Origin of the sequence: Micromonospora sp. NBRC 107095 (genome assembly GCF_030269705.1) — a bacterium.
GTDB lineage: Bacteria > Actinomycetota > Actinomycetes > Mycobacteriales > Micromonosporaceae > Micromonospora > Micromonospora parva.
Map to the genome: position 1 here is coordinate 103,326 of NZ_BSTU01000006.1, position 14,679 is coordinate 118,004.

Here is a 14,679-nt window from a genome sequence, read left to right on the forward strand (position 1 = left end):
GACTCAACTGGTGGCGGTTCCGGCGCCCGGAGGCGCCGGAACCAGGGTGTTACCAGCGGTAGTGCGCGAAGGCCTTGTTCGACTCGGCCATCTTGTGCGTGTCCTCGCGCCGCTTGACGGCGGCACCGAGGCCGTTGCTCGCGTCCAGCAGCTCGTTCATCAGCCGCTCGACCATGGTCTTCTCGCGACGGGCGCGGGAGTAGGTGACCAGCCAGCGCAGGCCCAGGGTGGTCGCCCGGGTCGGGCGGACCTCGACCGGAACCTGGTAGGTGGCGCCACCGACCCGGCGGCTACGCACCTCGAGGGTCGGCTTGACGTTGTCCATCGCCCGCTTGAGGGTGACGACCGGGTCGGTGCCGGACTTCTCGCGGCAGCCCTCGAGGGCCGCGTACACGATGGACTCGGCGAGCTGACGCTTGCCGCGGAGCAGGATCTTGTTCACCAGCTGGGTGACCAGCGGCGAGTTGTACACCGGGTCAGCGACCAGTGGCCGCCGCGGAGCGGGTCCCTTACGCGGCATGTCAGCTCTTCTCCTTCTTCGCGCCGTAACGGCTGCGCGCCTGCTTGCGGTTGCGGACACCCTGGGTGTCCAGCGAACCGCGAACGATCTTGTAACGCACGCCGGGGAGGTCCTTCACCCGGCCACCGCGGACGAGCACGATCGAGTGCTCCTGCAGGTTGTGACCGACGCCGGGGATGTAGGCGGTCACCTCGATCTGGCTGCTGAGCTTCACGCGAGCGACCTTGCGCAGCGCCGAGTTCGGCTTCTTCGGGGTGGTGGTGTACACGCGGGTGCACACGCCGCGCCGCTGAGGGGAACCCTTCAGCGCCGGGGTCTTGGTCTTGGTCGTCTTCGCCTGGCGGCCCTTTCGGACCAGCTGCTGGATCGTGGGCACCGGGTTTCTCCGCTCCCTTCGGCCGCATCCGCGGCCGCGCCGTCTGCTCGTTAGCCGGCCTGATGACCGGCTCTCCTACATTCCGACCAGGGCCGCCTTTCGGAGGCCCCGGCACCCGCGGTCGGGCGTGTCGCCCTCGTCACGGCCCCGTTGCGACGCTCTCGCGTGCGTACCGGGTTTTGTCACCGACACGCGGGTCGCCCCGCCCCGGATCCTTGGCTTGTCGTGCCGCCGTCCGTAAGCCGGTAACAGCGCACGCACGAGTTGCCCGGGCATGCCCGGGCACAAGGGGAAAGAGTACCTACCACAACCGCCCAGGTCAAAACGGAATGGCCCGGCGGCAGTCTCACACCCGCCAGCCGTATCTCGTCCTGCCCGGTCGCCCGCGATGGGCACCTACGAATACAAGTGTACCGGCTCTCCCGCAGAAGCACCCATCGCCCCCGGGCGGACCGGAAGCCTTCCGTGGGAAACCCCCGTCAGGTGTCGGATCTGTCGGTGATCACTTTCAGGTCAGTGCGAGCAGCAGGGCCAGGGCCAGTCCCAGGGCACTGAGCAGCGCCCCCACCGCGCCGCAGCTGATTCCCGCCATCGCCAGCCCACGCCCGGTGAACTGGACCGCGGAGGGCGCGGCCGGCCGGCCGATCTGCCGCCGGCCGAGCAGCCCGACGACGACCGCCGCACCGCCGGCCAGCACACCCAGCGCGGCGAACGCTCCGGAGGCCCAGGCGCCGCCGTCGTTCATGAAGGCCACTCCGAAGCAGATCACCAGTAACGACACCAGGACCGACGCGATCCCCGCCACCAGCGCCCCGATGGCCAGCCCGGAGGTGACCGGCGCCACGTCCAGGTGCACGACGCCGAACGGCGTGCCCGAGACCGACTCCACCCGCTTCGGCGGCCGGCGCTGCTCGTCGGTGGGCGGCGCCACCGAACGCCCCGCCGGGCCACCCCACCCGGGAGTGTGCCCCGGCGGCGGACCCCATCCGGGCGGGCCGCCAGGCCCGGGCGACGGCGGGCCCCACCCGTGCGGCGCACCCGGCCCCGACGACGGTGGACCCCACCCGTACGGTGCCCCCGGCCCACCTGGCGGTGGACCCCAACCATGCGGCACGCCCGACCCCGACGAGGGCGGACCCCAACCATGCGGCGCACCCGGCCCCGACGACGGCGGACCCCACCCGTACGGCACCCCCGGCCCACCTGGCGACGGACCCCAACCATGCGGCACACCCGACCCCGACGACGGCGGACCCCAGCCCTGCGGCGTCGGGGTCGGCGTGCTGGAGACCGGGTGCGGCTGGCCGGAGCCGGGCGTCGGGGTCGTGCCCCACCCGGGGTACGGCCCCGACGCGGGCGGCGCATCCGGGGCGGGCGCGGGAGGGTGCTCCGCACCGCCCGGGCCCGGCCGCGCCCAGTCACTCGGCTCGGAGGCAGGCGCCGGCGGGTCCGGAGGGCCGTCCGGTTCGTCCGCAGGGGGCCGCGCCGGTTCCGTCACGAGGTCCTCCTGTCGAAAGGCCGCCACCGCCACGCGGCGGACACCGGCCAGGCTACCGCCGCGAGCGCCACCGCCCGCGCCGGGCGCGGCCACCGGCGGCCTCAGTCCATGTTCGCCGGGTAGTCGTGGCCGAACGGGGCACCGGCCAACCGGACCACCCCGATGACCACTGCGGCCACCACGCTGACCGCGACCAGCACCAGACCGGTCCAGGCCATCCGCTCCCCCCGTCGCAGCCACACGCTGCCGGTCAGGAAACCCCCCGAGGCGTACGCCTCGCGGCGCGCCTGCCGGGCCAGTTGCAGGGCCACGGTGGCCGGCACCACGCCACCGATGAACAACCCGGTCAGCATGCCGAGCAGGCCCAGCGCGAAGACCGCCCGTGCCTTCGTGGCACGGGCCGGGTCCGGGTCCAGCGGGTGACGCAGGTCCGGCTGGGCGACGGACACCTGCCCGGGTGCTGTCGTCATACCCCCATCATGCCGAACCCGGTCGCAGGGTGGGTGGGCACGGACACGACGAGGCCCCCGGCTTTCACCGGGGGCCTCGTCGGGTGACTGGTGCTTAGCGGTACGACCCGAAGTCGAAGTCGTCCAGCGGCACGGCCTGCCCGCTGGCCGGCCCGAACCCGTAGTCGGTCTCCGGGTAACCGGTCATCGAGTAGACCTTGGCCTTCGCCTCCTCGGTCGGCTCGACCCGGACGTTGCGGTACTTGCTGATGCCGGTACCGGCCGGGATGAGCTTTCCGATGATCACGTTCTCCTTGAGGCCGACCAGCGAGTCGCTGCGCGAGTTGATCGCGGCGTCGGTCAGCACCCGGGTGGTCTCCTGGAAGGAGGCCGCCGAGAGCCAGGAGTCGGTGGCCAGCGAGGCCTTGGTGATACCCATCAGCACCGGACGACCGGCGGCGGGCTCGCCGCCCTCCGAGACGAGCCGGCGGTTCTCCGACTCGAACAGCGCCCGGTCGACGAGCACACCCGGCAGGAACTCGGTCGAGCCGGAGTCGATGACCGTCACCCGCTTGAGCATCTGGCGGATGATGATCTCGATGTGCTTGTCGTGGATGAGCACACCCTGCGAGCGGTAGACCTCCTGGACCTCACTGGTCAGGTGGACCTGGACCGCCCGCGGACCCATGATCCGCAGCAGCTCGTGCGGGTCGATGGTGCCCTCGGTCAGCTTCTCGCCGACCGCGACGTGACCGCCGTCGTGGGTCCGGAGCTTGACGCGCTTCGAGATCTTGTCGTAGACGATCTCGTCGCTGCCGTCGTCCGGCACCACGATGATCTTGCGCGAGCGCTCGCCGTCCTCGATCCGGATCCGGCCGGGGGTGTCGGCGATGGGCGCCTTACCCTTCGGGACCCGAGCCTCGAAGATTTCCTGAACACGCGGCAGACCCTGGGTGATGTCCTCACCCGCGACACCACCGGTGTGGAAGGTACGCATCGTCAGCTGCGTACCGGGCTCACCGATGGACTGGGCGGCGATGATGCCGACCGCCTCGCCGATGTCGACCGACTTACCGGTCGGCAGCGACCGGCCGTAGCAGGCCGCGCAGACGCCGAGCTTCGACTCGCAGGTGAGCACGCTGCGCACCCGGACGGTCTCCACACCAGCGGCGACGATCTTGTCGACCCCGATGGAGTTGATGTCCTGCCCGCGCTCGGCGACCACGGTGCCGTCCGGCCCCTTGATGTCGTCGGCGAGGGTCCGGGCGTGCACGCTGGTCTCGGCGTGGGTGTGGACGACGAGCTTGCCGTCGAGCTTCTCGCCGATCTGCATCGGGATCGCCCGGTCGGTGCCGCAGTCCTCTTCACGGATGATGACGTCCTGCGAGACGTCCACCAGACGACGGGTCAGGTAACCCGAGTCGGCGGTACGCAGCGCGGTGTCGGCCAGACCCTTGCGGGCACCGTGCGTGGAGATGAAGTACTCCAGCACGGACAGACCCTCCCGGTAGCTGGCCTTGATCGGCCGCGGGATGATCTCGCCCTTGGGGTTGGCCACCAGACCACGGATCGCCGCGATCTGCCGGAGCTGGAGCAGGTTACCGCGAGCACCCGAGTTGATCATCTTCCACAGCGGGTTCTCCTGCGGCAGCGCGGTGTCCATCTCCTTGGCGACCTCGTTGGTCGCCTTGGTCCAGATCTCGATGAGCTCGCCGCGGCGCTCCTCGGCGGTCATCAGACCACGCTGGTACTGCTTGTCGATCTGGTCGGCGTCCTTCTCGTACCGGGCCAGGATCTCCGCCTTACGCGGCGGCGCGATGACGTCCTCCATACCGATCGTCACGCCGGACCAGGTGGCCCAGTGGAAACCGGCCTCCTTGAGCCCGTCCAGGGTGGCGGCCAGCGCCACCTTGGGGAAGCGCTCGGCGAGGTCGTTGACGATCGCGGAGAGCTGACCCTTGCGGATCTCGTAGTTCACGAAGCGGTAGCCCTGCGGCAGCGTCTCGTTGAACAGCACCCGACCCAGGGTGGTCTCCACGGTCAGCGGGTCACCCTCGACCCAGCCCTCCGGGGCGGTCCACGCCTCGGCGCCGGCACCATTGTCGACCCCGACCACGTCACGCAGACGGATCTTCACCGGCGCCTGCAGGTGCAGCTCGCCGTTGTCGAAGGCCATCCGCGCCTCGGCGTCCGAGCTGAACGCCCGGCCCTCGCCCTTCTCACCAGCGGTGCGGTGGGTGAGGTGGTACAGACCGATGACCATGTCCTGGGTGGGCATGGTGACCGGCTTACCGTCGGCCGGCTTGAGGATGTTGTTCGACGACAGCATCAGGATCCGCGCCTCGGCCTGAGCCTCGGCGGACAGCGGCACGTGCACCGCCATCTGGTCACCGTCGAAGTCGGCGTTGAACGCGGTGCAGACCAGCGGGTGGATCTGGATGGCCTTGCCCTCGACCAGCTGCGGCTCGAAGGCCTGGATGCCCAGGCGGTGCAGGGTCGGCGCCCGGTTGAGCAGCACCGGGTGCTCGCCGATGACCTCTTCCAGCACGTCCCACACGACCGGGCGCTGACGCTCGACCATCCGCTTGGCGGACTTGATGTTCTGGGCGTGGTTGAGGTCGACCAGCCGCTTCATCACGAACGGCTTGAACAGCTCCAGCGCCATCTGCTTGGGCAGACCGCACTGGTGCAGCTTGAGCTTCGGGCCGACCACGATGACCGAACGGCCGGAGTAGTCGACGCGCTTGCCCAGCAGGTTCTGGCGGAACCGGCCCTGCTTGCCCTTGAGCATGTCGGACAGCGACTTGAGCGGGCGGTTACCCGGGCCGGTGACCGGCCGGCCGCGACGGCCGTTGTCGAACAGCGCGTCGACGGCCTCCTGGAGCATCCGCTTCTCGTTGTTGACGATGATCTCGGGCGCGCCGAGGTCGATCAGCCGCTTGAGGCGGTTGTTCCGGTTGATCACGCGGCGGTACAGGTCGTTCAGGTCCGAGGTCGCGAACCGGCCACCGTCGAGCTGCACCATCGGGCGCAGGTCCGGCGGGATGACCGGGACGCAGTCCAGCACCATGCCGAGCGGCGAGTTGCGGGTGTTCAGGAACGCCGCGACGACCTTCAGTCGCTTGAGCGCCCGGATCTTCCGCTGGCCCTTGCCGGACCGGATGGTCTCCCGCAGGCTCTCGGCCTCGGCGTCGAGGTCCATGTTCTGGACCAACGCCTTGATCGCCTCGGCGCCCATGGAACCGGTGAAGTACTCACCGAACCGGTCGCGCAGCTCGCGGTAGAGCAGTTCGTCGGTGACGAGCTGCTTCGGCTCCAGCTTGCGGAAGGTGTCCAGCACCTCGTCCAGGCGGTCGATCTCGCGCTGGGCCCGGTCGCGGATCTGGCGCATCTCGCGCTCTCCGCCCTCCTTGACCTTGCGCCGGACGTCCGCCTTGGCACCCTCGGCCTCCAGCTCGGCCAGGTCGGCCTCGAGCTTGGCGGCCCGCTTCTCGATCTCCGAGTCGCGGCTGTTCTCGGACTGCCGCTTCTCGGCCAGGATCTCGTTCTCGATCGTCGAGAGGTCACGGTGACGCGACTCCGCGTCCACGCTCGTCACGACGTACGAGGCGAAGTAGATGATCTTCTCGAGGTCCTTGGGGGCGAGGTCCAGCAGGTAGCCCAGCCGGCTCGGAACGCCCTTGAAGTACCAGATGTGGGTCACCGGAGCGGCGAGCTCGATGTGCCCCATCCGCTCACGACGGACCTTGGAGCGAGTCACCTCGACGCCGCAGCGCTCACAGATGATGCCCTTGAACCGGACCCGCTTGTACTTACCGCAGTAGCACTCCCAGTCCCGCTGCGGACCGAAGATCTTCTCGCAGAAGAGCCCGTCCTTTTCCGGCTTCAGGGTGCGGTAGTTGATCGTCTCAGGCTTCTTGACCTCGCCGTGCGACCACTGACGGATGTCGTCAGCGGTGGCGAGACCAATGCGCAGCTCGTCGAAGAAGTTGACGTCGAGCACTATGTCCCCTATGTCGTCGTCTGTACTGCTAATTCTCGGGCGGGGTCGGGGGCCGGCTCGCCGGCCCCCGACCGCACACCTCAGACCTCTTCGACCGAGCTCGGCTCGCGCCGGGACAGGTCGATGCCCAGCTCCTCAGCGGCCCGGAACACCTCGTCGTCGGTCTCGCGCATTTCCAGGGCCACACCGTCGCTGGAGAGCACCTCGACGTTGAGGCACAGCGACTGCAGCTCCTTGAGCAGCACCTTGAACGACTCCGGGATGCCCGGCTCCGGGATGTTCTCGCCCTTGACGATGGCCTCGTAGACCTTCACCCGGCCGAGCACGTCGTCGGACTTGATCGTGAGCAGCTCCTGCAGGGCGTAGGCAGCGCCGTACGCCTGCATCGCCCAGCACTCCATCTCACCGAAACGCTGACCACCGAACTGCGCCTTACCACCCAGCGGCTGCTGCGTGATCATCGAGTACGGGCCGGTCGACCGAGCGTGGATCTTGTCGTCGACCAGGTGGTTGAGCTTCAGGATGTAGACGTAGCCGACCGCGATCGGGTCCGGCAGTGGCTCACCGGAACGACCGTCGAACAGCTGTGCCTTGCCGGTACGCCCGATCAGCTGCTTGCCGTCCCGGTTGGGCAGGGTCGACTCGAGCAGACCGGAGATCTCCTCCTCGCGGGCACCGTCGAAGACCGGGGTGGCCACGTTGGTGTCACCCTCGGACTCGTGCGCGTCGATCGAGCGAAGCTGGCGCTTCCACTCGGCGTCGTCGCCCTCGACCTTCCATCCGGTCTTGGCGACCCAACCGAGGTGGGTCTCCAGCACCTGGCCGATGTTCATCCGGCTCGGCACACCGAGCGGGTTGAGCACGATGTCGACCGGGGTGCCGTCCTCCAGGAACGGCATGTCCTCGACCGGCAGGATCTTCGAGATGACACCCTTGTTGCCGTGCCGGCCGGCGAGCTTGTCGCCGTCCTGGATCTTGCGCTTCTGGGCGACGTAGACCCGGACCAGCTCGTTGACACCCGGCGGCAACTCGTCGCCGTCCTCGCGGGAGAACGTACGCACACCGATGACCGTGCCGGTCTCGCCGTGCGGCACCTTCAGCGAGGTGTCCCGAACCTCACGCGCCTTCTCACCGAAGATCGCGCGGAGCAGCCGCTCCTCCGGGGTCAGCTCGGTCTCACCCTTGGGCGTGACCTTGCCGACCAGGATGTCACCGGGGACGACCTCGGCACCGATCCGGATGATCCCGCGCTCGTCGAGGTCAGCGAGCATTTCCTCGCTGACGTTCGGGATGTCGCGGGTGATCTCCTCCGGACCGAGCTTGGTGTCCCGGGCGTCGACCTCGTGCTCCTCGATGTGGATCGAGGTGAGCACGTCCTGCTGCACGAGGCGCTGCGACAGGATGATCGCGTCCTCGTAGTTGTGGCCCTCCCAGCACATGAACGCCACCAGCAGGTTGCGTCCGAGTGCCATCTCGCCCTCGTCGGTGCAGGGACCGTCGGCGATGACCTGACCGGCCTCGACGCGGTCGCCCTCGAAGACCACCGGCTTCTGGTTGACGCAGGAGCCGGCGTTGGAGCGGCGGAACTTGTGCAGCAGGTACGTCCGGCGGTGGCCGTCATCCTGGTGGATGGTGACGTAGTCGGCGCAGAGATCCTCGATCACACCGCCGACCTCGGCGACCACCACGTCGCCAGCGTCGACAGCGGCCCGGTACTCCATGCCCGTACCCACGAGCGGCGCCTCGGCCTTGACCAGCGGCACCGCCTGGCGCTGCATGTTCGCGCCCATCAGTGCCCGGTTGGCGTCGTCGTGCTCGAGGAACGGGATCATGGCGGTTGCGACCGAGGTCATCTGCCGGGGCGAGACGTCCATGTAGTCGACGGCGGCGGGGACCACGTCCTCGGTCTCGCCGCCCTTACGACGGCAGAGCACCCGGTCCTCGGCGAACGTGCCGTCAGCCTTCAGGCGCGCGTTGGCCTGGGCCTTGACGAACCGGTCCTCCTCGTCCGCGGTCAGGTAGTCGATCTGATCGGTGACCCGACCGTCGACGACCTTCCGGTACGGCGTCTCGATGAAGCCGAACGGGTTGACCCGGGCGAAGGTGGACAGCGCGCCGATCAGACCGATGTTCGGGCCTTCCGGCGTCTCGATCGGGCACATCCGGCCGTAGTGGGACGGGTGCACGTCGCGGACCTCGAAGCCGGCCCGCTCCCGGGACAGACCACCCGGGCCGAGCGCGCTCAGCCGGCGCCGGTGGGTCAGGCCCGCCAGCGGGTTGGTCTGGTCCATGAACTGGGACAGCTGGGACGTCCCGAAGAACTCCTTGATCGCCGCCACCACCGGGCGGATGTTGATCAGGGTCTGCGGGGTGATCGCCTCGACGTCCTGCGTGGTCATCCGCTCACGGACGACCCGCTCCATCCGGGACAGGCCGACCCGAACCTGGTTCTGGATCAGCTCGCCCACGGTACGGAGCCGCCGGTTGCCGAAGTGGTCGATGTCGTCGGCCTCGTAGCCCTCCTCACCGGCGTGCAGCCGGCACAGGTACTCCACGGTGGCGACGATGTCGTCCTCGGTCAGCGTGCCGGTGGTGATCGGCACGTCGACTTCGAGCTTCTTGTTGAACTTGTAGCGCCCGACCTTGGCGACGTCGTACCTCTTCGGGTTGAAGAAGAGGTTGTCGAGCAGGGTCTGGGCGTTCTCGCGCGTCGGCGGCTCGCCAGGGCGCAGCTTGCGGTAGATGTCGAGAAGCGCCTCGTCGGCGCCGGCGATGTGGTCCTTCTCGAGCGTGGTCATCATCAGCTCGGACCACCCGAACCGCTCACGGATCCGCTCAGCCGACCATCCGATGGCCTTGAGCAGGACGGTGACGGCCTGGCGACGCTTACGGTCGATACGTACGCCGACCGTGTCGCGCTTATCGATGTCGAACTCCAGCCAGGCACCCCGACTCGGGATGACCTTGACGCTGGAGAGGTCGCGGTCGGAGGTCTTGTCCGGCTGCTTGTCGAAGTAGACGCCCGGAGACCGGACGAGCTGGCTGACCACGACGCGCTCGGTGCCGTTGATGACGAAGGTGCCCTTGGGCGTCATCATCGGGAAGTCACCCATGAACACCGTCTGGCTCTTGATCTCGCCAGTGGTGTTGTTGGTGAACTCCGCGGTCACGAAGAGCGGAGCGCAGTAGGTCAGGTCCTTCTCCTTGCACTCCTCGATCGAGGCCTTGACCTCGTCGAAGCGCGGCGCTGAGAAGGAGAGCGACATGGTGCCGGAAAAGTCCTCAATGGGACTGATCTCTTCAAGGATCTCCGCGAGACCCGAGCGTGCGTGCGGGTCGTCCGCCGACCGGCCCTGCCAAGCCTCGTTGCCGACGAGCCAGTCGAAGGACTCGTTCTGAATGGCAAGGAGGTTGGGGACCTCGAGGTGTTCGGTGATCCTGCCGAATGAAACTCGGCGGGGAGCGAATGCGCTCGACGTACGACTGGTCTTCGCAGGGCGGGAAGCTGCCAAGATGCGTCCTTCCGAGGACCGGTGCTGCAGAACGGCTGGTACGCGTGCACTCCAATGACCCCACCAGAAATATCCGTAAACGGACATTTCCGAGCAGGGGTCAAGTCGGAAGGCAGCGCAAACTAGCAGTGTAGCCGAGAGGCTAACCGCTGTCCAGCCCACCCCGCAGGTTGTTTGCGGAGCGCTCCTCGGCCCCCGTTACCGGGGTCAGCCGGGCCGCTCAGAACGCAACTCCCCACTGGGCCGCTCGGGTGACCGCGGCCGATGGTGCCGCCGCTGTCATACCCACGTCGTGGCCGTCGCAAGCGCGGTGTCTTGCTGGTGTCAGCGTGCCTGGCAGCCCCGGGCCGCGTCAAGGGCCGGTATTGCCCTCGCCCCGTGTTTCCCCCTGGAGAGCGACCGGCCACTCTCGTTCCGGTCGGCGGGCCCGCAGGTCGGAGCGCAGCTCAGGGCCGATCGGAGCCAACACCACCAATACGGCGGGCGGTGATCCTTGTCGGATCACCGCCCGCCGCCACGCGAATCGTGTCCCAGCTCACGAGCCGGGTACGCGTAGGTGGAACGTCAGGTCACTTGAGGGTGACCTTGGCGCCCTCGCCCTCGAGCTTGGCCTTCGCCTTGTCGGCGGTCTCCTTGTTGACCTTCTCCAGGATGGCCTTCGGCGCGGACTCGACCGCGTCCTTGGCCTCCTTGAGGCCCAGGCCGGTCAGCTCACGCACGACCTTGATGACCTGGATCTTCTTGCCACCGTCGCCCTCGAGGATGACGTCGAACTCGTCCTTCTCCTCCTCGGCCGGGGCAGCAGCGCCACCGGCGCCACCGCCGGCAGCGGCAACCGCGACCGGAGCAGCGGCGGTGACCTCGAAGGTCTCCTCGAACTGCTTCACGAACTCAGAGAGCTCGATCAGCGTCATCTCCTTGAACGCGTCGAGCAGCTCGTCGGTGCTGAGCTTCGCCATGTCTGGCGTCCTTTCCTGTTTCTGTTAAGTAAGAACTGGTGCGCCGTGGGGGCCTCAGGCCGCCTCGGCGCCCTCCTTCTCGCGCTTGTCCTGCAGTGCAGCCGCCAGACGGGCGGTCTTCGACAGCGGGGCCTGGAACAGGGCCGCGGCCTTGCTCAGGTTGCCCTTCATCGCGCCGGCCAGCTTGGCCAGCAGCACCTCGCGGGACTCCAGGTCGGCAAGCTTCGTGACCTCGGCCGCGGAAATGGCCTTGCCCTCGAAGACACCGCCCTTGATGACGAGCTTCGGGTTGGCCTTCGCGAAGTCGCGAAGCCCCTTCGCCGCCTCGACGACGTCGCCCGAAACGAAAGTCAGCGCGGTAGGACCGGTGAACAGCTCGTCGAGGCCGGTGATGCCCGCGTCCGTCGCAGCACGCTTGGCCAGCGTGTTCTTCGCGACCGTGTAGCTGGTATCGGCGCCGAGCGAGCGCCGAAGCTGGGTGAGCTGGGAAACCGTCAGACCGCGGTACTCGGTCAGCACGGTGGCGCCCGAGCTGCGGAAGCTCTCGGTCAGCTCAGCGACGGCCGTGGCCTTGTCGGCCCGGATCGGCTTGTCCGCCATGTCCCTCCTCTCTCGTTACTCGAGGCTGGTCCCCGTCTCGGCCGAAGCCGGAACGGGGGCGGAGGCAGCACGACAACGAAAAAGCCCCGGCGCAGGGCGCACGGGGCGAGGGCCGGCAGATCGTGGTCGGCGGACCACGTGCACTGCCGAGTTACGCTTGCCGCCCTACGCGGGTCGCCCGTTGTCGCGGGACCTTCGACCGTGCCGGAGCACGGTGACCAGCGGTCTCTGGGTGGTTCCTCATCCATGAGAACACGGATGACTGTTGAAGACTACGCGCCCGGGTCACCAGCACCAAATCGCGGCCTGTGAGCCGGGCCACCGACGCCGGTGGCGGTCAGCCCTGGGCCCGCCGCCGCCACAGGTAGCCGCCGATCACCGCACCACTCCAGGCCAGCGCCCACCCGCTCAGCCCCAGCACTGTCAGCACGGCGGCCTCGCCGCCGGTCGTGCGCGCCGCCGCCATGATCGGCGGCGCCAGCCAGGGGGCCACCGAACCGGTCAGACCGAGCACCAGGGCGCCGACCCCGCCGAGGACCAACACCGCGATGCCGTACCCGGCGCCACCCACCGACGCCCGGCTGGCCAGCGCACCAAGGGCAACAGCAGCGGGTACGACCAGCAGGTGCGCCCACAGCCCCAGCGCGAGCCCGACCGGAATCGACCGGTCCCCCGGATCGACCGGGCCGGACACCCCGCCCACCAGCCACGGGAAGAGCAACGCGACGGCCACCGTCACCAGCGCCGCCACCGCTGCCGCGAGCAGCCCGGCCAGCCGCTCCCGCGCCGCCCCTACCGTCACCTGCGCCAGCCGACGCTGCACGTCCGGCTCGACGTCCAACAGGATCTTGGTCTGCCAGGCGAGCACCGGGAAGAGCACGACAGCGGAGACGCCGTACGCCTCCGCCGGCTGGGCACGGCCACCGCCGTAGAGGGTGCCGAGCGTGATCAGGCCGGCGAGCAGCGGTGCCAGCGCCCGGCCGGTACGCAGGAAACCGGCCAACCGCATCCGGATCAGGGCGTTCACCGGGCCTCCCCCGCTGCCGGCTCGACCACCGCGTCGGCGGCCCCCGGCTGCTCGGTCACCCCGATCGACGGCTCGGCGGGTGGGGCGGCACCCGCTGCCCGGAGCGGCTCGGTGGGTCCGGCCTGGGGTACGGCAGCGGCGGCGTCGGGGCGTACCCGAAGAACGTGATGGCCCTCGGCGCGCAACCGGGCGACGGTGCCGGCGACCCGCGCGGCCGGCACCGCGACCTCGACCACGGCGATCGTCTCGTCCGTCGACGACGTCTCCTCGGAGAGCGACCCGTCGGCCACCAACCAGCGACGCGCGTCCGGCAGCCGGACCGTCTCGCCCCGGTGGTCGCTCACCAGGACGAACCCGTCGGCGGCGAGCACCTCGGCGATCAGCTCGGGCACCAGCTCACGGGTGGTGGCGTCCAGCCCCTCCCACGGCTCGTCCAGGACCAGCAGGCCCGGCGGGCGCAGCATCGCCTGGGCGAGGCCGACCTTCTGCGCGGTGCCCTTGGACAGCTCCGGCAGCCGGACCGAGCGGAAGGCGGACAGCCCGAGCCGGTCGGTCCAGGAGGTCACCGCCTCGTCGGCCGCGGCCCTGCCCAGCCCCGCCACCCGGGCCATCCCGGTCAGATAGCGGGTCACCGTGAACGGCTGGTCGGCGGGGAACCGCTCCGGCACCCAGCCCACCCGCGCCGGCCGGCCGGAGACCCGGCCTCGTCCCGGACGGAGGACCCCCGCGGCCACCTGGAGCAGTGTCGACTTGCCCACCCCGTTGCGGCCCGACACGATCGCCACCTCGCCGGGGCCGATCCGCACATCGATGCCCCGCAGCACCCACGGCCCCCGCCGGTGGTACCGCAACCAGACGTTCTCCAGCCGCATGGGCCGAGCCTGCCACACCTCGAACGCGCCGGGGCGCCGCCACGGTCGTGGCGGCGCCCCGGCGGAGCGAACTGTCGACTCAGGCCTCGGCCTGGTCCTCCCGAAGGTTCTTCACCAGGTTCGGGTCGACCGGGACACCCGGGCCCATCGTGGTGGTGAGGATGACCTTGCGGAGGTACTTGCCCTTGGCCGCGGACGGCTTGGCGCGCAGCACCTCGTCGAGCACCGCTGCGTAGTTGTCCACCAGCTGGCCCTCGGTGAAGGAGGCCTTGCCGATGATCAGGTGCAGGTTGGAGTGCTTGTCCACCCGGAAGGTGATCTTGCCGCCCTTGATGTCCTGCACAGCCTTGGTGACGTCCATGGTCACCGTGCCGGTCTTCGGGTTCGGCATGAGACCGCGCGGGCCCAGGATCCGCGCGATCCGGCCGATCTTGGCCATCTGGTCCGGCGTGGCGATCGCCGCGTCGAAGTCGAGCCAACCACCCTGGATCCGGGCGACCAACTCGTCGGTGCCCACCTCGTCCGCACCCGCGGCGGCGGCCTCTTCGGCCTTCGCGCCGCTGGCGAACACGATCACGCGGGCGGTCTTACCGGTGCCGTGCGGCAGGTTGACCGTGCCGCGGACCATCTGGTCCGCCTTGCGGGGGTCGACGCCGAGGCGCATGGCGACCTCGACCGTGGCGTCGAACTTGACGTTGGTGGTCTCCTTGGCCAGCTTCACGGCCTCGGAAGGGGTGTAGAGCTTCGACCGGTCGATGACGTCGGCGGCCTTGCGGTAGCTCTTGCTGCGCTGCATTGCTGATTACTCCTGTGGTCTCTGGCGGGCCGCTCGGCGCGGGCCCTCCCACGGTTGGGTCGACGGC

General features: G+C 69.2%; 11 protein-coding genes. All 11 read right to left on the minus strand.

Annotation, left to right across the window (positions count from 1 at the left end; translation table 11 throughout):
* Nucleotides 1-49 precede the first annotated feature (49 nt).
* Nucleotides 50-520, minus strand: coding sequence for a 30S ribosomal protein S7 (gene rpsG, locus QSK15_RS26180; protein WP_007465317.1), 471 nt, complete (start codon nt 518-520; stop codon nt 50-52).
* 1 nt (nt 521) lies between these two features.
* A complete protein-coding gene (rpsL, locus tag QSK15_RS26185) occupies nt 522-896 on the minus strand; it encodes a 30S ribosomal protein S12 (RefSeq protein WP_007465318.1) in 375 nt (124 codons plus the stop codon).
* A 508-nt stretch (nt 897-1,404) separates the two neighbouring features.
* A complete protein-coding gene (locus QSK15_RS26190) occupies nt 1,405-1,785 on the minus strand; it encodes a hypothetical protein (protein WP_285797141.1) in 381 nt (126 codons plus the stop codon).
* Between the two features lie 710 nt (nt 1,786-2,495).
* A complete protein-coding gene (locus QSK15_RS26195) occupies nt 2,496-2,864 on the minus strand; it encodes a hypothetical protein (RefSeq protein WP_210859764.1) in 369 nt (122 codons plus the stop codon).
* A gap of 94 nt (nt 2,865-2,958) precedes the next feature.
* Complete coding sequence (locus QSK15_RS26200; protein ID WP_030329878.1) at nt 2,959-6,846, minus strand: DNA-directed RNA polymerase subunit beta'; 3,888 nt, start codon at nt 6,844-6,846, stop codon at nt 2,959-2,961.
* A gap of 80 nt (nt 6,847-6,926) precedes the next feature.
* The gene (gene rpoB, locus QSK15_RS26205; RefSeq protein WP_088987568.1) at nt 6,927-10,358 is read right to left on the minus strand and encodes a DNA-directed RNA polymerase subunit beta; all 3,432 of its coding nucleotides are present in this window, start codon (nt 10,356-10,358) and stop codon (nt 6,927-6,929) included.
* 569 nt (nt 10,359-10,927) lie between these two features.
* A complete protein-coding gene (gene rplL / locus QSK15_RS26210) occupies nt 10,928-11,317 on the minus strand; it encodes a 50S ribosomal protein L7/L12 (protein ID WP_285796781.1) in 390 nt (129 codons plus the stop codon).
* A gap of 54 nt (nt 11,318-11,371) precedes the next feature.
* A complete protein-coding gene (rplJ, locus tag QSK15_RS26215; RefSeq protein WP_030329872.1) occupies nt 11,372-11,917 on the minus strand; it encodes a 50S ribosomal protein L10 in 546 nt (181 codons plus the stop codon).
* 337 nt (nt 11,918-12,254) lie between these two features.
* Nucleotides 12,255-12,944, minus strand: coding sequence for a hypothetical protein (locus tag QSK15_RS26220; RefSeq protein ID WP_285796782.1), 690 nt, complete (start codon nt 12,942-12,944; stop codon nt 12,255-12,257).
* The gene (locus tag QSK15_RS26225) at nt 12,941-13,816 is read right to left on the minus strand and encodes an ABC transporter ATP-binding protein (protein ID WP_285796783.1); all 876 of its coding nucleotides are present in this window, start codon (nt 13,814-13,816) and stop codon (nt 12,941-12,943) included. Before QSK15_RS26225 ends, QSK15_RS26220 begins: the two co-directional genes overlap by 4 nt.
* A 79-nt stretch (nt 13,817-13,895) precedes the next feature.
* A complete protein-coding gene (rplA, locus tag QSK15_RS26230; protein ID WP_285796784.1) occupies nt 13,896-14,612 on the minus strand; it encodes a 50S ribosomal protein L1 in 717 nt (238 codons plus the stop codon).
* Nucleotides 14,613-14,679 lie beyond the last annotated feature (67 nt).

Bases quoted from the DNA above. Each gene is read 5' to 3' on its own strand.
- rplJ (WP_030329872.1), bottom strand. From the start codon at position 11,917: ATGGCGGACAAGCCGATCCGGGCCGACAAGGCCACGGCCGTCGCTGAG.
- QSK15_RS26195 (WP_210859764.1), bottom strand. From the start codon at position 2,864: ATGACGACAGCACCCGGGCAGGTGTCCGTCGCCCAGCCGGACCTGCGT.
- rplL (WP_285796781.1), bottom strand. From the start codon at position 11,317: ATGGCGAAGCTCAGCACCGACGAGCTGCTCGACGCGTTCAAGGAGATG.
- rpsG (WP_007465317.1), bottom strand. From the start codon at position 520: ATGCCGCGTAAGGGACCCGCTCCGCGGCGGCCACTGGTCGCTGACCCG.
- QSK15_RS26225 (WP_285796783.1), bottom strand. From the start codon at position 13,816: ATGCGGCTGGAGAACGTCTGGTTGCGGTACCACCGGCGGGGGCCGTGG.
- rplA (WP_285796784.1), bottom strand. From the start codon at position 14,612: ATGCAGCGCAGCAAGAGCTACCGCAAGGCCGCCGACGTCATCGACCGG.